At 66.4% G+C, this 18,968-nt stretch carries 20 protein-coding genes; 10 read left to right on the forward strand and 10 right to left on the reverse strand.

All coding sequences use genetic code 11. The annotated features are described in order from the left end of the window. Window positions 1-11: 11 nt before the first annotated feature. The 4 genes from ASD75_RS00885 to ASD75_RS00900 all read left to right on the forward strand — a co-directional run bounded on the left by ASD75_RS00885 (window position 12) and on the right by ASD75_RS00900 (window position 3,034). Window positions 12-857, forward strand: coding sequence for a metallophosphoesterase (locus ASD75_RS00885; RefSeq protein WP_056742343.1), 846 nt, complete (start codon window positions 12-14; stop codon window positions 855-857). A 113-nt stretch (window positions 858-970) separates the two neighbouring features. Then, window positions 971-1,393, forward strand: coding sequence for a universal stress protein (locus ASD75_RS00890; protein ID WP_015011999.1), 423 nt, complete (start codon window positions 971-973; stop codon window positions 1,391-1,393). Between the two features lie 191 nt (window positions 1,394-1,584). Next, window positions 1,585-2,040, forward strand: coding sequence for a fasciclin domain-containing protein (locus ASD75_RS00895; RefSeq protein WP_056057084.1), 456 nt, complete (start codon window positions 1,585-1,587; stop codon window positions 2,038-2,040). 55 nt (window positions 2,041-2,095) lie between these two features. After that, entirely contained in the window at window positions 2,096-3,034 is a 939-nt protein-coding gene (locus tag ASD75_RS00900; protein WP_056742346.1) for a fasciclin domain-containing protein, read from the forward strand. Between the two features lie 101 nt (window positions 3,035-3,135). Here ASD75_RS00900 and ASD75_RS00905 read toward each other — a convergent pair whose 3' ends face one another. Both ASD75_RS00905 and ASD75_RS00910 read right to left on the reverse strand, forming a co-directional pair. Continuing rightward, entirely contained in the window at window positions 3,136-3,759 is a 624-nt protein-coding gene (locus ASD75_RS00905; protein ID WP_082564834.1) for a TetR/AcrR family transcriptional regulator, read from the reverse strand. 116 nt (window positions 3,760-3,875) lie between these two features. Then, window positions 3,876-4,787, reverse strand: coding sequence for a LysR family transcriptional regulator ArgP (locus ASD75_RS00910; protein WP_056057711.1), 912 nt, complete (start codon window positions 4,785-4,787; stop codon window positions 3,876-3,878). A 176-nt stretch (window positions 4,788-4,963) separates the two neighbouring features. Between ASD75_RS00910 and ASD75_RS00915 the strand changes: the two genes are divergently transcribed. Continuing rightward, window positions 4,964-6,301: a D-amino acid dehydrogenase gene (locus ASD75_RS00915; RefSeq protein ID WP_056742348.1), complete on the forward strand. Its 1,338-nt coding sequence runs from the start codon at window positions 4,964-4,966 to the stop codon at window positions 6,299-6,301. A gap of 48 nt (window positions 6,302-6,349) precedes the next feature. Beyond that, on the forward strand, window positions 6,350-6,925 hold the full coding sequence (locus ASD75_RS00920) for a flavodoxin family protein (protein ID WP_056742350.1): 576 nt from the start codon (window positions 6,350-6,352) through the stop codon (window positions 6,923-6,925). A gap of 45 nt (window positions 6,926-6,970) precedes the next feature. On the opposite strand, the gene ASD75_RS00925 is transcribed toward ASD75_RS00920, so the two are convergent. Both ASD75_RS00925 and ASD75_RS00930 read right to left on the reverse strand, forming a co-directional pair. After that, window positions 6,971-7,729 carry a YdcF family protein gene (locus ASD75_RS00925; RefSeq protein ID WP_056742352.1) on the reverse strand — a complete coding sequence of 253 codons (759 nt, stop codon included), beginning with the start codon at window positions 7,727-7,729 and terminating at the stop codon, window positions 6,971-6,973. Between the two features lie 61 nt (window positions 7,730-7,790). Further along, window positions 7,791-8,582, reverse strand: a complete 792-nt coding sequence (locus tag ASD75_RS00930) for an alpha/beta fold hydrolase (RefSeq protein WP_056742354.1) — start codon at window positions 8,580-8,582, stop codon at window positions 7,791-7,793. 104 nt (window positions 8,583-8,686) lie between these two features. Here ASD75_RS00930 and ASD75_RS00935 point away from each other — a divergent pair, with 104 nt between their 5' ends. Continuing rightward, window positions 8,687-9,208: a flavin reductase family protein gene (locus ASD75_RS00935; protein ID WP_015011990.1), complete on the forward strand. Its 522-nt coding sequence runs from the start codon at window positions 8,687-8,689 to the stop codon at window positions 9,206-9,208. Beyond that, a complete protein-coding gene (locus ASD75_RS00940) occupies window positions 9,205-9,795 on the forward strand; it encodes an MOSC domain-containing protein (RefSeq protein ID WP_056742356.1) in 591 nt (196 codons plus the stop codon). The genes ASD75_RS00935 and ASD75_RS00940 overlap by 4 nt, the downstream gene beginning before the upstream one ends. Window positions 9,796-9,835: 40 nt before the next feature. On the opposite strand, the gene yccS is transcribed toward ASD75_RS00940, so the two are convergent. From yccS to minC, 4 genes are all read right to left on the reverse strand, one after another. Continuing rightward, the gene (gene yccS / locus ASD75_RS00945) at window positions 9,836-12,034 is read right to left on the reverse strand and encodes a YccS family putative transporter (RefSeq protein WP_056742358.1); all 2,199 of its coding nucleotides are present in this window, start codon (window positions 12,032-12,034) and stop codon (window positions 9,836-9,838) included. A 170-nt stretch (window positions 12,035-12,204) separates the two neighbouring features. Beyond that, window positions 12,205-12,471 carry a cell division topological specificity factor MinE gene (minE, locus tag ASD75_RS00950; RefSeq protein WP_015011987.1) on the reverse strand — a complete coding sequence of 89 codons (267 nt, stop codon included), beginning with the start codon at window positions 12,469-12,471 and terminating at the stop codon, window positions 12,205-12,207. Window positions 12,472-12,473: 2 nt separating this feature from the next. Then, a complete protein-coding gene (gene minD / locus ASD75_RS00955) occupies window positions 12,474-13,289 on the reverse strand; it encodes a septum site-determining protein MinD (protein WP_056057067.1) in 816 nt (271 codons plus the stop codon). A gap of 47 nt (window positions 13,290-13,336) precedes the next feature. After that, window positions 13,337-14,101 carry a septum site-determining protein MinC gene (gene minC / locus ASD75_RS00960; RefSeq protein WP_056057065.1) on the reverse strand — a complete coding sequence of 255 codons (765 nt, stop codon included), beginning with the start codon at window positions 14,099-14,101 and terminating at the stop codon, window positions 13,337-13,339. 575 nt (window positions 14,102-14,676) lie between these two features. Here minC and ASD75_RS00965 point away from each other — a divergent pair. Together ASD75_RS00965 and ASD75_RS00970 are read left to right on the forward strand one after the other, a co-directional pair. Continuing rightward, on the forward strand, window positions 14,677-16,197 hold the full coding sequence (locus ASD75_RS00965) for a hypothetical protein (RefSeq protein ID WP_156400921.1): 1,521 nt from the start codon (window positions 14,677-14,679) through the stop codon (window positions 16,195-16,197). Between the two features lie 26 nt (window positions 16,198-16,223). Beyond that, window positions 16,224-17,147, forward strand: a complete 924-nt coding sequence (locus ASD75_RS00970) for a DMT family transporter (RefSeq protein WP_056742361.1) — start codon at window positions 16,224-16,226, stop codon at window positions 17,145-17,147. A gap of 102 nt (window positions 17,148-17,249) precedes the next feature. On the opposite strand, the gene ASD75_RS00975 is transcribed toward ASD75_RS00970, so the two are convergent. Both ASD75_RS00975 and ASD75_RS00980 read right to left on the reverse strand, forming a co-directional pair. Beyond that, a complete protein-coding gene (locus tag ASD75_RS00975) occupies window positions 17,250-17,762 on the reverse strand; it encodes a hypothetical protein (RefSeq protein WP_056742363.1) in 513 nt (170 codons plus the stop codon). Window positions 17,763-17,821: 59 nt separating this feature from the next. Further along, the gene (locus tag ASD75_RS00980) at window positions 17,822-18,964 is read right to left on the reverse strand and encodes an MFS transporter (protein ID WP_056743133.1); all 1,143 of its coding nucleotides are present in this window, start codon (window positions 18,962-18,964) and stop codon (window positions 17,822-17,824) included. Between the last annotated feature and the right edge of the window lie 4 nt (window positions 18,965-18,968).

The raw sequence follows: 18,968 nt of genomic DNA on the forward strand, positions 1-18,968 counted from the left end.
CTGCACGGCTGATGAATATCCAGCTTTTGTCCGACCTCCATCTGGAGGCACACCCCCACTTTGTGCCCGAGCCCGCCCTTGGCGCGGATGTGCTGGTGCTGGCGGGGGACGTGGGCTCCTACCAGCAGGGCTCTCAACTGGACGACGACGACTTCGGCCTGGCCCGGTTTTCGCCATTGTCCCAATATGCAGGTTGGCCGACCCCCGTGCTGTTTGTGCCCGGCAACCATGAGTACGACGCCCAGGACTTCGATGCCGCGCACCTGCGGCTGCGCCGGACCTGCGACCGCCTGGGCATTGCGTGGCTCGAACGTGAAACCCTGGTGCTGCAAGGCGTGCGCTTTGTCGGCACGACGCTCTGGAGCGATTTCGACGCGCTGGCCGACCATGAGGGCACCACCGACCTCACGCGCCGGCTCAAGCTGCGCGACAAGGCCTTTCGCGCGGCCAACTTCTACCTGCGCAAGACCGGCGGCACGCGCCACGCGGAGCCGTTTCTGGCCGAACCCATGCGCGATCAGGCGCTGGTCTGCCAGCAGTGGCTGCGCGATGCGCTGCAGCAGCCATTTGACGGTGCCACCGTGGTTGTCACCCACTTTGCGCCCAGCCTGCGCAGCGCCGACCCCCGCTACGGCCTGGTGCCTGGCACGGCGGGGTTTTGCAACGCGCTGGACGACCTGCTGATGTACACCCCGCTGTGGCTGCACGGCCACCTGCATGCGCCCAGCGACTACACCGCCCAGGGCACGCACAGCGATGGCTCCGCCTGGCAGTGCCGGGTGGTGGCCAACCCGCTGGGTTATGCGCGCAAGGGCGAGCAGATAGCGTTTCAGCCGCGCTGCATGGTCACCGTATGATCGGTGCGCGGTTCGTACGAATCCGCCACGCGCCGAACAGAACAACATGACCCAGGTCAAGACAACAGGCACCCGCGCAGAGTAGTCTGCTTCATCCTTTTTCGGAGAACACCATGAACATCCTGCTTGCTGTCGATGGCAGCGCCTACACCAAGAAAATGCTGGCCTACTTGGCCACCCACGAAGAACTGCTGGGCGGCACCCACACCTACACCGTGCTGACGGTGCAGGCCCCGCTGCCTCCCCGTGCACGCGCCGCGCTGGGCAAGGAAGTGGTCGACAACTACCACGCTGAAGAAGCCGAAAAAATCCTCGCCCCGGTGTGCAAGTTCCTGGGCCGCCACGGGGTGGATGCCAAGCGCAGCGTCAAGGTCGGCGCGGTGGGCGAGACCATTGCCAAGGTGGCAGACACCGGCAAGTTCGACCTGCTGGTCATGGGCTCGCACGGCCATGGCGCCATCGCCACGCTGGTGATGGGTTCGGTGACCACCCAGGTGCTGGCCCACAGCAAGGTGCCGCTGCTGATCGTTCGCTGAACGCACAGGTCCACAGCGCGCAACGGCGCAACGCCCACCCCAAAGCCCTGCCGTGCAGGGCTTTTTTTCATCTCGTTACGACTGAATGGTTATTGAATAACCAATTAGTTTACTTTCGTACCAAATGGTTATACATTCGCGCCACGCCCATCTTGGCGTGTCATTTCCATCGAAACCGAGAGGAACGACCCATGAAGAAGACCCTGATTGCACTCGCTTTGACCGCTGGCGCCACCTTCAGCGCCATGGCGCAAGACATCGTCGATACCGCCGTGAAGGCGGGCAACTTCAAGACCCTGGTAGCCGCCGTGCAGGCCGCCGGTCTGGTGGACACCCTCAAGGGCCCCGGCCCGTTCACAGTGTTTGCCCCCACCGACGAAGCGTTCGCCAAGATCCCCAAGGCCACGCTGGACGGCCTGCTGGCTGACAAGGCCGCACTGACCAAGGTGCTGACCTACCACGTGGTGCCCGGCAAGGTCATGGCCAAGGATGTGAAGGCGGGCAAGGTCAAGACCGTGCAAGGCCAGGAACTCACCGTCACCACCAACATGGGCGTGATGGTGGACCAGTCCAAGGTCATCGCCGCCGACGTGGCCGCCAGCAACGGCGTGATCCATGCGATCGACACGGTGCTGATGCCCAAGTAAGCCACTGGCACCACCGCTCTTTTCACCCACCATCCATTCACGAGGAGAAGCCGCCATGAACACCGTATTCAATCGCCGCACCGTCCTGATGGCCGCCGCCCTGGGCGCCAGCACCACCCTGTTGCAGGCCTGCGGGGGCAGCGACGACGAACCCCAGCGCAACATCGTCGAACTGGCGCAAAACACCCCCGAGCTGAGCATCCTGGTCGAAGCCGTGGTCGCAGCCGGCCTGGCGCCCACGCTGAGCACAGGCACGCTCACCGTGTTCGCGCCCACCAACGCGGCGTTTGCGGCGTTGCTGACCGAACTGGGCGTGACCAAGGAAGCGCTGCTGGCCAACAAGCCCCTGCTGACCGCCGTGCTGACCTACCACGTGCTGGGCAGCAAGGTGATGCGGGCTGATGTGCCTCTGGGCAAGGCGATCACGCCGGTGTCGGGCGGCTTCTTCAAGATCGAGTCGAACAACGGCCTGAAGATCACCGACGGCCGCAACCGCGTGAGCACCATCACCAGCACCGACATCCAGGCCAGCAACGGCGTGGTGCATCTGGTGGACAAGGTGCTGCTGCCTGCCGACAAGGACATCGTGGCCACGGCCTCGGCCCTGCCTGACTTCAGCATCCTCGTCGAGGCCGTGGTGGCCGCCGGGCTGGTGAGCACATTGCAAGGCGCTGGCCCCTTCACCGTGTTTGCCCCCACCAACGCGGCGTTTGCGGCGCTGCTGACCGAGCTGGGCGTGACCAAGGACGCGCTGCTGGCCAGCAAGACCCTGCTGACCCAGGTGCTGACCTACCACGTGGTGCCCGCGCGCGTGCTCAAGGCCGAAGTGCCTGTGAACACCGCCATCACCACCGTCCAGGGCCAGACCTTCACCATCAACTCCAGCTTGGTGATCACCGACCAGAACATGCGCACCAGCAGCATTGTGGCCACCGACGTGTTCACCAGCAATGGAGTGATCCACGTGGTGGACAAGGTGATCCTGCCGAAGTGACAGGGCCCCAGGTGCTGCGCGGCCCCACCGGCGCAGCACCCACACAGCAAAAAGCCCGGCGTGCCGGGCTTTTTGCTGTGTGGCCTATGAAGCCGCCCGGCTCAACGCGCCGCCAGGCCGTCAAAACAGGTGCGCACCACCAGGTCCACGATTTCGGCGTCCGAGTACTGCCCGCCTTCCTTGAGGAAGCTCACCACCGGGTCGCACGCACGCGCATACAGGGTGTACAGCACCACCAGCGGTGGCAGCGTGGGGCTGATCACCCCCTGGGCCTGGGCCTCGGTGATCCATTCACCGATCTGGTCGCTCACGGCCACCAGTCCGTTCAGGTAGTCCTTGTTGGCCATGAGCACCGCACGCAGCGTGGAGTTGCGGCTGGGCAGCAGGGGCATCTCGTTGGTCAGCAGGCGCTCCAGCGACCAGCGCACCAGCGCATGCAGCTTTTCCAGCGGGGGCATGTCGGCCGGCAACCCTGCCAGATAAGCCTGTACGCGCCCCAGGATCTGCACCATGGCGGCGCTGCACAGCTCTTCCTTGCTGCAGAAATGCTTGTACAGGCTGGCCTTGGCGATACCGACGGCGTTGGCCACGTCGTCCATGGTCATGGCGTCGAAGGCTTTTTCGCCCAGCAGGCGGCAGGCGGACTGGAGGATGGCATCCTCGCGGGCCTGATGCATCTGCTCCTTGAAAGAGACTTTGGGTTGCGGCGTTTGCATGGCGTCCATTTTATACATTGCAGTAAAAAAATAAATGACTAAGTTGCAATGCAACTACGTCGTTCACGTTTTTGACAGCACAAACCGTGCCTTGCGCCCCGCATGTGGCGAACAGCAAGGCCGTGTCAGGACACCAGCGCCTGGGCCGCGGCGCCCGTCAGCGCTGCCGACAATGCATCCAGCAGCTCGGACTCCAGGTTCCAGCAATGCCAATAGAGCTGGATCGGCAGTGAGCGGCCTGGGGCCAGGTCCACCATGCTGCCGTCGGCCAGCGCCTGCCGCGCCATCAGCTCGGGCATCACCCCCACGGCCCAGCCAGCGGCCACCGCACGCATCTGCGCCTCAGAGCCCGGCACAAACAGGTGGTTGAGCGCCACGCGCTTGAGCCCGAACGCACGGGCCACAAACTCGGCCGCCATGTCGTCCTTGCGGTTGAACGACAGAAACGACACGTCGCGGAAGTTGTGGGGCGTCAGCCCTTGCGGCAGATACTGCTGCGCGTAACTGGCCGACGCCACCGCCACATAGGGCATGGCGCCGAGCGGCACCATCTTGCAACCACGCAGCGCCTGCTTGAGCGTGGTCACACAGCCCAGCACCTGGCCCGAGCGCAGCCATTCCTGCGTGAAATCCTGGTCGTCCACGATGATTTCGAGCGGCAGGCGCTGGCGCACCAGGTCGTGCAGCGCGCCCATGGCCCAGGTGGCGATGCTGTCGGCGTTGATGGCGATCGAGATGCGCTCGTCTTCGCGCGAGCCCCCCGGCGCGCTGGGCGCCAGCTCCTGCAGGTCGCGCTCCAGGTCGGCGCGCAACAGGCGCATCTGCTTGGTGTGCTTGAGCAGCAGCTGCCCGGCCGAGGTGGGCCGCAGCGGGCGGCTGCGCACGATGAGCACCGAGCCCACCTGCGCCTCCAGCGCGCGCAGGCGCTGCGAGACGGCCGACTGCGTGACGTTCAGGCGCTGCGCGGCGCGCTCGAAGCCGCCCTCTTCGACGATGGCGGCAAGGCATTCCAGGGCGGCGGGATCGTAGGTGCTCATGGTCTCGGACTCGAACAAAAGAGGGTTGTCTCCGCAGCGCTATTCATTAGGTGCGCTGATGTTTTTGGAGTAAGTTTAATTTTGCTTTTAGTTGAATGCAATGTCGCGCACACTGCGCCACATCGTGTCCCGCACTGGGGCGTGTGGCACGCAAAGGCTCACAAGGCATTCCGCATATGAAAACCATTGTTCTCGGCGCCGGCATCATCGGCATCAGCACGGCGTGGCACCTGCTGGAACGCGGTCACGAAGTCATCGTGATCGACCGCCAGCCCGATGCAGCACTCGAAACCAGTTTTGCCAACGCGGCGCAGATCTCGGTGAGCTACTGCGAGCCCTGGGCCAACCGCGAGGCGCCGCTCAAGGCGCTCAAGTGGATGTTCGACAAGGAAGCGCCGCTGCTGTTTCGCCCGCAGATGGACTGGCAGCAATGGCGCTGGGGCCTGCAGTTCCTGGCGCAGTGCAACGACGCGGCGTTCGAGCGCAATGTGCAGCAGATTGTGGCGCTGGGCGCCTACAGCCATGCGGCTCTGAAGGACCTGGTGAAAACCACGGGCATCGAATACAACCGGCTCGAACGCGGCATTGCCCACTTCTACACCGACCAGAAATCCTTCGACGCCGCAGGCCATGCGGTCGAACTGATGCGCAAGCACGGCGTACAGCGCCGCCTGGTGAGCCGCGACGAGCTGCTGCAGATCGAACCGGCCTTCAAGGCCTATGGCGACAAGATCACCGGCGGCACCTACACCAGCACCGACGAGAGCGGCGATGCACGGGTCTTCACCCAGGAGCTGGCCCGCCGCTGCGCAGCGCGTGGCGTGCAGTTCCTGTACGGCCACGATGTGCTGCGGCTGAACAAGATTGGTAATGCTATTGATTCAGTAGCAGTCATGCCAAATTCCACTAGCGCAAGCGGCAAAAAAGACTTCATATTGAAGGCGGACGCCATCGTGGTGGCCTGCGGCTCGTACAGCGCACCGTTGCTGCGCAGCGTGGGAGTGGACCTGCCGATCTACCCTGGCAAGGGCTACAGCGCCACGTTCCCGCTGCTCAAGCCCGAGGGCGCGCCCATGGTCTCCACCATCGACGACGGCAAGAAGATCGCCATGAGCCGCCTGGGCAACCACCTGCGCGTGGCGGGCACCATTGAACTGAATGGCTGGGACCTGACCCTCGATAGCTCGCTGGCCCGCGCCCGCTGCCACATGCTCTCGCGCCGCATCGAGGCCATCCTGCCCGGCGTGTGCGACACCCGCACGCCCGAGGAAGGCGGCAACCCGCAGTACTGGACCGGCCTGCGCCCCGCCACGCCCACCAACATCCCGTTCATCGGTCGCACCCGCGTGGGCAAGCTCTGGGTCAACGCGGGCCACGGCACGCTGGGCTGGACGCACGGTGCGGGCTCGGGCAAGGCTCTGGCCGAGCTGATCAGCGGCGAGCAGCCCGCGATGAACTTTGGTTTTCTGGGTGCCGAAGCCGTGCGCGCGCCGCGCGCTGTGGTCCCGGCCTGAGGGGCGGCGCCCACCTTGCGCCTGCAGACACGGGCCGGTGCCGCTACGATGCCGGCCATGTCTGCACCCCATTACCTCTTCCTCACCACCTCCACCCGCGAACCCGGCCACCTCGGCAACACCGAATGGCTGGCGCGGCAGGCCGCCGCCGCCCTGCCCGCGGGCACGGAGCAAACCTGGCACCACCTCGCGCGCATGCAGTTGCCGCCCTTTGTGGACCAGCGCCACACCAGCGGCACCTACGCCCCCCCCGAGGGCGACATGAAAACCCTGCTGGACGCCACGCTGGCCGCCAGCCACATCGTTTGGGTGGCGCCGGTGTATTGGTACAGCATCCCCTCGCCGCTCAAAACCTACCTCGACCACTGGAGTGCCTGGATGCGTGTGCCAGGCGTGGACTTCAAGGACGCCATGGGCCGCAAGACGCTGTCGCTCATCACCACCAGCGGCGACCGCACCAAGGCCCAGCCCATGATCGATTCGGTGGCGCTGTGTGCGCAGTTCCTGTCCATGACCTGGGGCGGCGCCGTGTGGGGCAAGGGCGGCCCCCCGGGCGCCGTGCAGGCCGATGCGCAGGCGGTGGAGGCGGCCAGCCGCTTCCTGGTCACACCCGCTGCAGGCTGATCTGAGAGCCTGTGGACGATCTCGCAGGGGATCGTCAACGAGCTCTCAGCGGTCCAGCGAAGCACGCTGGGCCACTATGCCCAGCCACTCGTGCAGCGCCAGGCTGCTGTCGGACAGGGCCGAGGCGCGGGGCAGCACGCGATAGAGCTTGCGTGACTGCCCCCCTTTGAAGCCCATGGGCGCAGGCAGCACCTGCAGCCCGGCGTGTTCAAAGTCCTTCGCCGCCCGAACCATGTGCCAGCCGTGGGTGACGAGCGCAATGCGCTCGATGCCCGAGGCCTTGAGCAGGACAGCCGATTTTTCGGCGTTGTTGCGGGTGTCGAGGGACTCCACCTCGGTCCAGCGCACGCGGCCCTTGAACTCCCGCTCCACCACATCCTTCATCACCAGGGCCTCGGCCCGTGTGCCGCCCGTCGAGCCCCCCGTGGCCAGAATGGGCAGGCCGGTCTGCTGCTGCAGGTAGGCGGCATAGCGAACCCGCTCGCGTGCGCCGCGGCTGAGCACGTCCACCCCGTATTCGGGCGCCACGGTGTCGGCGCCGCCACCCAGTACCACGATGGCCTGCACCTTCGCCTCGGGCAACTGGCGCGGCGTGACGGCGGGGTAGCGCTCGAGGCTGCTTACCAGCGCGTCCGACACCGGCGGCCAGGACAACACCAGCACCGACAACAGCGACAGCACCACCAGCGTGTTGCCAGTGCGACGGTGGTACCGCGCCAGCCACAGACCAAACAGCGCCAGCACGATGCTGGACACCGGCGGCAACAGCAGCGCAGACAGAATTTTCTTGAGGGCAAACAACATGGAGAAAGAAGGCAGCGTTCATGCCCGGGCGCGGCGGCCAGGCGAGCCAAGATCAAAAGGGTCAGTGCAGCGTGCGCCGGTGGGCCAGAAAATCGAGCAGCGCAGCGTCAAACCCCTCGGGGTCTTCCAGCTGGGGCCAATGCCCCACATGCGGCAGCAGCAACGTCTGCGCATCGGGCAACACCTGGGCCAGCGCCTGCAAGGCTGCGGGGGGTGTGCACCGGTCCTGATCACCGCCCACCAGCAGCACCGGCATGGCCAGGTGCGCCAGCGCGGCGACACCCCGGTCAAACGTGGGCAGGGCCTCCAGGGCGCGGCGGTAAGCGCCCGGGAACACCTGGCCCAGCGCATGGCCCGCCAGCCGCACACCTTCAGGCAAGGCGCCGGTGCCGATGCACTGCGGCACCAGGGTCTGGGCCAGTTGTTCCATGCTGCCACCCGCATCCAGGGCCTTGAGGGCCTGCTCGCGCGGTGCCACCCAGTCTTGCACGGCCTGGGCATCCAGCGCCGGACCGCCCGCGCACAGCACCATGCGGCGCACCTTGGACACGTCCCGCACGGCGGCCTCCAGCGCCACCATGGCGCCCATACCGTGGCCGACCAGCGTGACGGGGCCGCAGCGCAGCGCATCGATCAGCGCCAGGCAGCTTTGTGCCAGTGCCTTGAAGGTGTAGGGCTCCACGGGCGCACTGCGGCCATAACCTGGCATGTCCCAGGCCACAGCCCGGTAGCCAGCGGTGGCCAGGGTCTCCACCTGGGGCGCAAAGGTGAGGTGGTCGCCGTCGGCATCGTGCAGCATGAGCACGGTGGGGCCGGAGCCGAGGGTGGTGAAGGTAGGGAGCAGTGCAGCCATGCGGTGAAAAGCAGAAGTAAACCCCGCAACAGCGCGGCGGAGGGTGGCGCCTGATAATAGGTCCTGTTGCTTGCCCCCACGCCGCCACCGCTGGCGCCGCTTTTGTGAACCCATCGCTCCCCCGCCCCGCCCTCGCCCTGCCGCCGAGCTTTTCGACCCGCGAATTCCGCAATGCGCTGGGCATGTTCGCCACGGGTGTGACCATCGTGACCGCCCGCAATGCCGCGGGTGAACTGGTGGGGCTCACGGCCAGCTCGTTCAATTCGGTGTCGCTGGAGCCCCCGCTGGTGCTGTGGAGCCTGTCGCATGGCGCCAGCACCATGCCGGCGTTTGCCAACGGCTCACACTACGCCATCCATGTGCTGGCAGCGGACCAGAAAGACCTGGCCGAACGGTTCGCCACCCGCGGCATCGACCGCTGGGCCGGCCTGGAGCACCGCCCCGGTATCAGCGGCGCGCCGCTGCTGGCCGGTGCCGCCGCCACGTTCGAGTGCTTCAACCGCAGCCAGTACAAGGAGGGTGACCACACCATCTTCGTGGGCGAGGTGGAGCGCTGCGAGCACCGCGAGGGCGCGTCGCCCCTGCTGTACCACGGCGGCAAGTTCTACACCGAGCACCCGCTGTGACGGCGCCCTTCATCGTCGTACGCCACGTGAACGTCGGCTCCGCCCGCCGCCTGAAGGTGGGCGAGCGGTCGGTGCTCACCGCCATCGGCAAAACATCCGTCACCGACCCCGTGGCTGTGGGCCCACTGGGGCTGGCGGGCGACGAGCAGGCCGACCTGAGCGTGCACGGCGGTCTGGCCAAGGCGGTGTATGCCTACCCCGCTGCGCACTATGCGTTCTGGCAGGCCCAACGCCGCGAGCGGGGCGTGAGCCTGTTCGACGAGGCGCTGCCACCAGGCTTCATGGGCGAGAACCTCACCATTGACGGACCGCTGGAGCATGAGGTGTTTGTGGGCGACGAGTGGCATTTCCCGGACTGCGTGCTGCGCGTGACGGCCCCCCGCGAGCCCTGCTTCAAGTTCAATGCCGTGATGGGTTTTGCCCAGGCCGGCCGCGCCATGGCGGTGGCGGGCTGCTGCGGCTACTACCTGGCGGTGGACCGGCCTGGCACCATCGTCGCCGGGCAGACCGCCACGCTGGTCTCGGGGCAACGCGGGCTGAGCATTGCCCAGGCATTTGCGGGCAAGTTCGCCAAGCACGCACGCTGACCCGGCTGCGGCAGCATTCGCGCGCCGCACTCCACCCAGGTTATTCCGTGGTCACCAGCTGGCGCGCCTGCGCCTGCAGCTGCGGGAACACCTTGCCCACCAGCTGCAGCTGCGCCGCCATGAGGCTGTGCGCACTGGGCGCTGCCGGTACCGTGCCCCACTCGCGCAGCACCTGGGCCACTGCCGGGGCGCTGTGGGACTTGCGCACCCGGCCTGACTGCTGCGCGCGCCCCAGCTCCAGCGCCAGTTGCTGCAGGGACGCCAGCAGGCTTTGCGCCAGCTCACGCGTGGCCTCGTCCATGGGCTGGGCCGCCGCACCACCGCGCTGGGCACCCAGGGCCGACAGGTAGTTGAGCTGGGTGTGCGACAGGCACAGGAAATGCCCCACCACCTCGGCGTTGCCACGTACATGCAAGGGCTCCTTGAGCATGGCGCTGTACGAGTTGGACAGTGCGGCATCCGCATTGTGGGCATTGCGCCGGGCCAGGCGGTAGGCCAGATGGTCGCACTTGCCACCCTGGTACTGCGCCAGAATCTCCCGCAGGTACAACGCCTGGGTCTGCAGCACCTGGGCGGCCAGCCGGGGCCAGTGGCGCGACTGCCACGACGGCAGCACCAGCCATGAGGCGACGGCGGCGATCACGCAGCCGACCACGGTATCGAGCAGGCGCGCGGAGATCACGCCGCTGGCCGCGCCCATCTGGTGAAAGCTGAGCAGCAACAAGGTGGTGACAGCCGCCGTAGCCAAGGTATAGCGGGTGTGCCGCGCCCCAAAAAACACCGCGCCCCCCAGCACCAGCAAGGCGGCCTGCACCAGCTCGCCCGGAAACAGCTGGATCACCGCCCACCCCAGTGCAAGCCCCATGGCAGTGCCCTTGGCGCGCTCCATCAGCCGCGTCTGCGTGGCCGCGTACTGCGGCTGGCTCACGAACACGATGGTCAGCAAGATCCAGTATCCGTGCGGATCGGCCGTGGCCTGCATGAGGGCAAAGCCCACCATGAGGGACAGGCTCAGCCGCAGGCTGTGGCGCAGCCAGGGAGACTGCAGCTGCCAATGCGATCGCAGGCGTGTCCAGGCATCGCGCAGGCTGCGGGGCTCGCGGTCAAACAGTGCGTGGTCCACCGCCACTTCGGCGTTGCCAGCTGGCAGCGCCAGCGCACCGGCAAACACCCCGGCCAGCGCGGTCAGGTTGTCGGCCAACGCATGCAGTGACCGCAACGCCCGGGACTGGGCGGGAAGGGACGCGGCACCGGCGGGCTGCGCCTGGGACTGCAGGTGCGCCACGGCGGCCTGCATGTCCTCGATGGCACGGGCCGTCACGCCCCAGTGCTGGGGCACCGACTGCGCCTCGATGGCCACCGACAGCTTGAGCGCCTGTTCGCCCAGCAGCGTGAGCACGCGCTGGCAGCGGTACAGCACGTCGCTGTGAAAGAACGACTGGGCAAGCAGGTCGTAATGCTCGTGGGACGAACTCACGCGCTCGTGCACGTCCTGCGCAGCCAGGTACTGGTGCATGGCCGTTTGCAGCCACAGCGGGGGTGCGCCCGCACCCATGCGGCTGATCAGGCTCTCCTTGGTGGCGTTGAGGGCGTCTACCACGCGGCCGTTGTGCAGTGCCAGCGCCATGCGGCGGCGCTCCAGGTCCACATCCCGCACCGGCTCCAGCAACAGCGCCTTCAGGCGCAGGTATTCGCCCAGCATGGCGTAGAGCTTGGCCAGGCGGTAGCGCACCGGTGCACGCGGCAGCACGGCATGCCACAGCACCGACACCACGCCGTACCAGACCGCACCCGCCAGCATGCGGGGGATGGCGTCACCCGCACCCGCACGGCTGCTGTGGGCGGCCAGCCCCGCATAGATGAACAGGATGAGCGAACCAAAGGCAATGGCGCGGTAGCGCTCGCTCAGCGCCCCCAGCATGGTGATGCCGAAGGCCAGCAGCGCCATCACCCCCATCAGCACCCAGGGCCACGACACCGCCGCCCAGACGGCCCCCGCCATGAGGCCAAAACACGCCAGCGCCAGGCACTGCGCACGCAGGCGCCCGCGCCAGCTGTCGTCGGTTTCGGTGAGCGCGCTGGCGATCACGCCCAGCAGCACCGGCATCAACTCGGCCTGCCAGTCGGCCCACCAGCCATAGGCCAGCACGGCGGCCAGGGCCACCAAGGCACGCGCGCCGCGCGTGACGCCTTCGTGGTTGCGTGCACGCTGCCAGCTGAGTTTCCAGGTTGTGTCCACAGGAGCCTTGTTGCCGAGAGATTAGGGATTACCCTAGTACATCTAGCAATTGTCAGGCCAAATCAGGCCACGCCGGCCCAAAAAGAAACCCTGCCGCGCAGGGTTGCGGGGCAGGGTCTGGGGCGATACCGGGGCGCGATGGGAGTGCGTGGCCCGGTGGCATTGGCTGCCTAACGCACGGTATCGGGCAGCTCGATCTTGACTTCCAGCACTTCCAGGTTGTCCTGGCGTTCCAGGTGCACCTTGAGGTCGTCGGGGTTGATCTTGACGTACTTGGAGATCACCGCCACCAGCTCGCGCTGCAGCGCGGGCAGGTAGTCGGGCTCGGACGCATTGCGGCCGTTGCGCTCGTGCGCCAGGATGATCTGCAGCCGCTCCTTGGCAACGCTGGCGGTTTTTTTCTTCTCGCCGAGCAGGAAGGACAGAAAAGAAGCCATGGCTATTTGCTCCCGAACAGGCGTTTGAAGAAGCCGGGCTTTTCGGCGTCAATGAAACGCAGCGGCTTGTCCTGCCCCAGGAAGCGGTCGATCACGTCCTTGTATGCCTCGCTCACATCGCTGCCCTGCGCATGGATGGCGGGCGTGCCCTGGTTGGACGACTGCAACACCACTTCCGACTCGGGAATCACGCCGATCAGTTTGATGCGCAGGATGTCCTGGATGTCTTCCAGGCTCAGCATCTGGCCGTCCTGCACGCGGCTGGGGTTGTAGCGCGTGATGAGCAGGTGTTCCTTGATGGGCTCGCCGCCGTCAATCGCACGCTTGGTCTTGCTGCCCAGCATGCCCAGGATACGGTCGGAGTCGCGCACCGAAGACACCTCGGGGTTGGTCACCAGCAGCGCCTCGTCGGCGAAGTGCATGGCCATCAGGGCGCCACTTTCAATGCCGGCAGGCGAGTCGCAGACGATGTATTCAAAGTCCATCGCGGCCAGGTCCTTGAGGACCTTCTCGACGCCATCTTGCGTGAGCGCATCCTTGTCGCGTGTCTGGCTGGCGGCCAGCACAAACAGGTTGTCGCACTGCTTGTCCTTGATGAGCGCCTGGTTCAGGTTGGCCTCGCCATGGATGACGTTGATGAGGTCGTACACCACGCGGCGTTCGCAGCCCATGATGAGGTCCAGGTTGCGCAGGCCGACGTCAAAGTCGATCACGGCGGTCTTGTGGCCGCGCAGGGCGAGGCCGGTGGCAAAGCTGGCGCTGGTGGTGGTCTTGCCCACGCCACCTTTGCCGGAGGTCACGACGACGATTTTGGCCATGTGTTGCTGATTCTCTGTGGGGTTGGTACGAATGGGGAATGAAGGGGTCAGGCCAGCGGCTCGATGAGGAGCTTCTCGCCTTCCAGCCGCACCTGGGCCGGCTTGCCGCGCACATCGGCAGGCAGCTCGGTCTCGGTGGTGCGGTAGATGCCTGCAATGGAGACCAGCTGGGGCTCCAGGCAGGTCGAAAAGATGCGGGCTTCAGTGTTGCCCCGCGCACCGGCAATTGCGCGGCCACGCAGCGGGGCATATACGTGGATGTTGCCGTCGGCAATCACCTCGGCGCCAAAGCTCACCACGGCCATCACCACCAGATCGGCGCCGCGCGCATAGACCTGCTGGCCAGAACGCAAGGGCTTGTCCACCACCACGGTGCCGGGGCCGGGCATGGGCACTTCGCGGACCACTTCCACCTCAACCTCGCGGATCACTTCACGCACCACCTCCTGCACCGGCGCTGGCGCCTCGGCACGCGCGGGAGGCGCGTCGGGTGCGGCGGCCAGCCCCGCGGCGCGCGCAGCCTCCATCTGGGCAGTGCTGCCGCCGCGCACGGCCACGGGCAGGGTGTTGTGCTGGCGCAGCGCGGCTGCGATGGCGGCAAAGTCGATGGGTGCTTCGGCCTCACGCACGGGCGCCAGGTCGATCAATACGGGGTCGTTGTCAAAAAATCCCGGGGCGTCGGCCACGCGCTCGGCCAGATCGGCTACGAACTGGGCGGCGTCAGTGGTCTTGAGCAACACCGCCACCACTGGCAGCGAGGCGCTCTTGAGGTCAAAGCTGGAGCGGGACTGCGCCGCCGTCGTAAGGGCCATGAGGGGGGATAGGAAAAAGGAGCGCGGTAACCTGTTTCAGAAGGCGCAAAGTGTACCGTGGGTAGGTGTAAGCGCCTGTTCAACCTCCTCTGGCAGTGGCCTGGCGGCACCGCACCGGGACCGCACGCACGCACGCACGCAGCGTCCCTTGGATGGTTTCAACGCCCTCCACCCGAAAACACACAGCGACTTCCTCGTCGTTTCCTGGTTGGCTAGCTGCTGAGCCTCGCCAAAACACTGCCCGGCCAAGTGGGCGAAAGCACGCAGCTACTGCCGGTGCCATCGCTGGGCTTGGATGATGCCTGGAGCTGACAGTTCAGCGACTTTGCCCAGGGCTCGCTGCTGGGACAGTCGCTGAAGGCAGGGAGGTCGGGCTGATCCACCGACACGACGGGCCGATATTTGTATCAAACTGTACTGCAGCACTTATTTGTTCGGCACTCACAGCTATCCTTTTGATAGTCAGAGGTACAAAACTATCTGGCACCCGCAAGCGGGGAAAGACCTTCACAAAGGTTGCAATCTCCCGCTACGAATACGAGAACACGACTTCACACTTCCAAGAAGGAGCATGTATGCATGACAACACCTTGACCCTTGCCCGGGAAGGCGCCTACCGACGGGGCGCTCGAACCATGCGCACCGTGCGCACCGCATTGGCACTAGGCGGTGCAGCACTGGCCTTGGCAGGCTGTGGAGGCGGGTCGTCATCCGACGCGCCTCCCCCAACCCCCCTGGCCGCCCCGACAAACTTCGAAGTCAGGCTCGGCAGCCTCGAATACCTGCGCTGGGACGCCACGCCCGGCGCCACCCGCTACGAACTGCATGCAGACCCCGACGGCTCGGGGCCGCTGACCGAAGCCAAGCTGGCCGACTACAACCCTGCCACGGGAACCGGCTTTCAATACGTTGCCGTCGGAGCTTCAGAAGTGCAGGGCACCATCTACGGCCGCGATGTGCTCAGCCTGACGGCGCGCCTCAACGCGAGCTACCGGCTGCGCGCCTGCGACGCCAATGGATGTGGCGCCTTTTCCACGCCCCAGTCGCTGGACATCGTCAACGGCGTCAGCCACGAATTCGCCTCTGGACGGGTGCCTTTGAGGTCGTCGCTGGGCGCCGATTTTGTCCCCAGACTATCCCAGGATGCGCTCACGCTCGCCATCAGCTCCCCGAGCATTAACGCCGCAGATTCCGTGGTGTACGTGTTCACGCGCGGCAGCAGTGCGCAGCCGTGGCAGCAGCACGCTGTCTTGCGCAACGACCAACCCAATTTTGGGGGCCAGATCGCGTTGTCGGCCGATGGCGGCACACTGGCAGTGCAGGTCAGCGGGCCGACGGGCAGCGGCAGCAGCGCCACCAAAGCGGTCGTGTACCTCTACCAGCGCAGCGGCAGCACCTGGAACCTTCAGGCCCAGGTCGAAGCTCCCAGCGCCCCGGCGGCCTGCGCGCAGCCCTGCAGCAGCAGTTTTGCCAGCCTCTTGGCCCTGTCAGCAGACGGTAACCTGCTGGCCGCATCTGTGAGCTTCAGCACGGCGTCAGGCGTGGCCACCTACACCCGCAATGCAGGTGCCTGGACGCCCCAGGCCTTGGTGGAGTCGGGAGGCAAGTTCGTGTCGTCCATGGCCCTGTCGAGCGACGGCAGTACCCTGGCCATGAACGAAGACGGGTGGCGTCTCGGCGACCTGAGAACCGCCAGCACTCCGGCGGTGCGGGTGTTTGCCCAGCAGAGCAATGGCACCTGGACCCAGCAGGCGCGCCTGACGGCCGGTATCGTGAGCAGCACTGATATCACGGGCCTGGTGTACAGCAACCTCGCGCTGTCCAGCGATGGCAGCACCCTGGCCGTGCACGCGAGCAACGTGCCGGGACATCCCACCACCGAGCTCGACCTCAAGCCGTCCGATTTGACCTGCCCGGGCCTGGCTGCGGACGGCTGGTACATCGGGCTGTACTCCCGCAGCGGTGGTGCCTGGCAGCGACAGACCGCCGTGTCCCGCGGCCTGAGCGGCACCTGGGCACTGGCTCGCGACGGCAACGCCCTGTTCTACGGCAACGCGCAATTCACCCGCAGCGGCGGCACCTGGACCTGCCCTTAACCGCGTGATCCGCGAAACACCGCACCATGCACCATGACCGCAAGCCCCATCTCGACGCCCTCGCCATCTCCCTGCTGCTCGCCTGCTGCATGTTCTGGGGCTTCCAGCAGGTGTTGGTCAAGGCCACGGTGGCTGAGGTGGCGCCCGTGTTCCAGGCCTTTGTGCGCTTTGCGCTGGCCACGGTCGCGGTAGCGGCCTGGTGCTTGTGGCGTGGTGTAGGCCTTTCCGGCGCGGGCGAGCCCGCCGGGGCCACGCGTGCCGGGCTGTTGGCGGGGGCGCTTTTTGCGGGCGAGTTCGCGTGCATCTATCTGGGGCTGCAGTACACCACCGCCTCGCGGCTCACAGTGTTTTTGTATGCGTCGCCCTTCTGGGTGGCATTGCTGCTGCCGCGTTTCATCCCCGGTGAGCGCCTGCAGGGCTGGCAGTGGCTTGGACTGGCCGCTGCGTTTGTGGGCGTGGGGCTGGCGCTGGGCGACGGGCTGCTGGGCCATGCCAGCACGGCGCTGCCCAAAGGCTGGCTGGGAGATCTTCTGGGACTGGCTGCGGGCCTGATGTGGGCGCTGACCACGGTGGTCATCCGCACAACGCCCCTGGCACGCGTGGCGCCTGCCAAGCAGCTTTTCTATCAAGTGGCGGTGAGCACGGCGGTATTGCCAGTGCTATCGCTGGGCCTGGGTGAGGCCTGGGTCTGGCAGTTCAGCGGCTTTGCCTGGGGTTCGCTGCTGGTGCAGGCGCTGGTGGGTGCGTTTGTGAGCTACCTCGCCTGGATGTGGATGCTGGCGCACTACCCGGCCACCAAGATCTCGGTGTTTGTGTTCCTCACGCCGGTGTTTGCGCTGCTGTTTGGCGCGCTGTGGCTGGGTGAGCCCGTGACGCCCGGGCTGGTGGCAGCGCTGGTGCTGGTGGCGGCAGGCATCGTGCTGGTGAACCGGCGGCCTGTGGTCGCGTAGTACCCGTGACAAAAGAGTTTTCATAAAAACACGGCCTAGCGCTTTACCAACAGGCGCTCAATGCTGCCATTTTGATAGCAATTCTTTTGCAGACGTGTGTTGTCAGCCAACCCGACTCAGTGCGTACCGCGTATCCAGCAACACTTGAATGCGCGCACCCAGCGCGGCGCCTTCATCGTCCTCCAGCCGTGTGAACTGCGCGGTCCAGGCCTCAGACTGCGCAAAATTCGGGAACCGGGGTGGTTCGCCCCACAGCCAGTCCGGGTGGGCGGCCCGGGGGCTTCGCCCAAATACATGCAGGTGCATCTTGCGGTGCAGTGCGGGCGTTTTGGGCCCCTGGGGATGGGCCAGCGGGTTCAGCGCGTTGTTGCCCGCCTCCCAGTAGTTCAGGCAGCCACCGGCGAGCTGCGGCAAGGTGTCGAGCATGGCCCGACCCGTAGCAGCCACCAGGCACGACCAATGCCCCAGCTCTTCGGGCGTCAGCTCGCTGCGTTCCCAGACGGGGCGCGGCGGGTGGACCAGCACATGCCCGCCATCGCTGCGGTGGTTCATGGGCCGCACGGGCAGGTCGACCGTGCCACCGGCACAGCGGATCAGGGTGGTGTGGATGTCCAAGGGGAGTTCTCCAAAAAAAGAGGATTTGTGAGAAAAAGCGATGGTCGATGCGCAGACGATCAATCGCCGCGCGGCGCCCAGCAGGCGATGGCCGTGGCCGACAGCAGCAAGGCTGCGACGCCATACACCCAGGCGGACGGCGCAATGGGCAGCAGCACACCCGCCAGCACCGGGCCTGCACCAGCGCCCAGGTCCCGCCAGACCGACCGCGTTGCCAGGGCCCGGATGCGCCCGGGCCCCGGTGTGCGGCGCGCCACAAGTGGTGGCAACAGCGGCAGCAGCAGGGCTCGCAAAATCACGATGGCCAGTGCGCTGGTCCACAGCCACCCCAGGCCAAAACCCACCAGGGCCAGCGACGTGAGCACCGCAAAACCCACGAGCAGCACTTCGGCGCCATAGCGCTCGGCCAGGTCGCCACCCACCACACTCAGCGCGATCTCGGCCAGATAGCGGACCGACAGCAGCATCCCCGCCACAACCACCGGATGGCCTGGCAGCACATCGCGGCCCAGGTACGACAGGCCGATGATGAACAGGCCGTCCAGCACCAACCCCTCAACGAACGAAAAGCGGTCCAGGCGATCCGGCAACTTGCCCCAGCGCTTTGGCGGTGGCGGCAGAGCATGCGGCTGGGCGGGCAAATGCCGCGTGGCCAGCAAGGCGCACAACGCGACGGCGGCAAACACCCAGAAGATCGCCCGGGGCTCCCACCACAGGGCGCAGACACCCCCCGCAGGCAGGGCCAGCATGGGCCCCAGCGCTGCAAAGGCGCGCGACTGCCCGGCGCGTCGCGCTGCGCCCACAGGCTCGCCCGTGGCCAGCGCCTGCGTCGCGAGGTTCAGCGCCGCAAAGGCCAGGCCCCACAGCAGCCGCAGGCCCAACAGGGCGATGAAGCCCCTGAGGGTGGCGTACCCCAGCGCACACGCGGCGGCGGCCAGCACGGCCAGCGAGCAGGTGAGACGCTCGCCATGGCGGGCATAAAACCGCGCCACCGCCCTGTAGCCCGCAATGCGCACAAGGCGGTTTGCGGCCAGCAGAATGCCCGCCTCGAACAGGGTGACGCCAAACGCTGGGGCAAACATCGGCAGCAGCAGGTAGAGCACCGTGTCCCCAGGCAGTGCAAGGCCGAGCGCCAAGGCAGCGCGGCGCGAGTGGTGGTCTGAGGCCAAGGTGTGGTCTGAAGGCTGTGGCATGGCCCGCATGGTG

Source organism: Acidovorax sp. Root568 (genome assembly GCF_001427445.1).
Lineage (GTDB): Bacteria > Pseudomonadota > Gammaproteobacteria > Burkholderiales > Burkholderiaceae_C > Acidovorax > Acidovorax delafieldii.

Coding starts and splice junctions, on each gene's coding strand:
- ASD75_RS00895 (WP_056057084.1), top strand. CDS start 1,585: ATGAAGAAGACCCTGATTGCACTCGCTTTGACCGCTGGCGCCACCTTC.
- minE (WP_015011987.1), bottom strand. CDS start 12,471: ATGGCTTCTTTTCTGTCCTTCCTGCTCGGCGAGAAGAAAAAAACCGCC.
- ASD75_RS00915 (WP_056742348.1), top strand. CDS start 4,964: ATGAAAACCATTGTTCTCGGCGCCGGCATCATCGGCATCAGCACGGCG.
- ASD75_RS00910 (WP_056057711.1), bottom strand. CDS start 4,787: ATGAGCACCTACGATCCCGCCGCCCTGGAATGCCTTGCCGCCATCGTC.
- minC (WP_056057065.1), bottom strand. CDS start 14,101: ATGGCCCTTACGACGGCGGCGCAGTCCCGCTCCAGCTTTGACCTCAAG.
- ASD75_RS00920 (WP_056742350.1), top strand. CDS start 6,350: ATGCCGGCCATGTCTGCACCCCATTACCTCTTCCTCACCACCTCCACC.
- ASD75_RS00970 (WP_056742361.1), top strand. CDS start 16,224: ATGCACCATGACCGCAAGCCCCATCTCGACGCCCTCGCCATCTCCCTG.
- ASD75_RS00890 (WP_015011999.1), top strand. CDS start 971: ATGAACATCCTGCTTGCTGTCGATGGCAGCGCCTACACCAAGAAAATG.
- ASD75_RS00885 (WP_056742343.1), top strand. CDS start 12: ATGAATATCCAGCTTTTGTCCGACCTCCATCTGGAGGCACACCCCCAC.
- minD (WP_056057067.1), bottom strand. CDS start 13,289: ATGGCCAAAATCGTCGTCGTGACCTCCGGCAAAGGTGGCGTGGGCAAG.
- ASD75_RS00965 (WP_156400921.1), top strand. CDS start 14,677: ATGCATGACAACACCTTGACCCTTGCCCGGGAAGGCGCCTACCGACGG.
- ASD75_RS00925 (WP_056742352.1), bottom strand. CDS start 7,729: ATGTTGTTTGCCCTCAAGAAAATTCTGTCTGCGCTGCTGTTGCCGCCG.
- ASD75_RS00905 (WP_082564834.1), bottom strand. CDS start 3,759: ATGGACGCCATGCAAACGCCGCAACCCAAAGTCTCTTTCAAGGAGCAG.
- ASD75_RS00930 (WP_056742354.1), bottom strand. CDS start 8,582: ATGGCTGCACTGCTCCCTACCTTCACCACCCTCGGCTCCGGCCCCACC.
- ASD75_RS00900 (WP_056742346.1), top strand. CDS start 2,096: ATGAACACCGTATTCAATCGCCGCACCGTCCTGATGGCCGCCGCCCTG.
- ASD75_RS00980 (WP_056743133.1), bottom strand. CDS start 18,964: ATGCGGGCCATGCCACAGCCTTCAGACCACACCTTGGCCTCAGACCAC.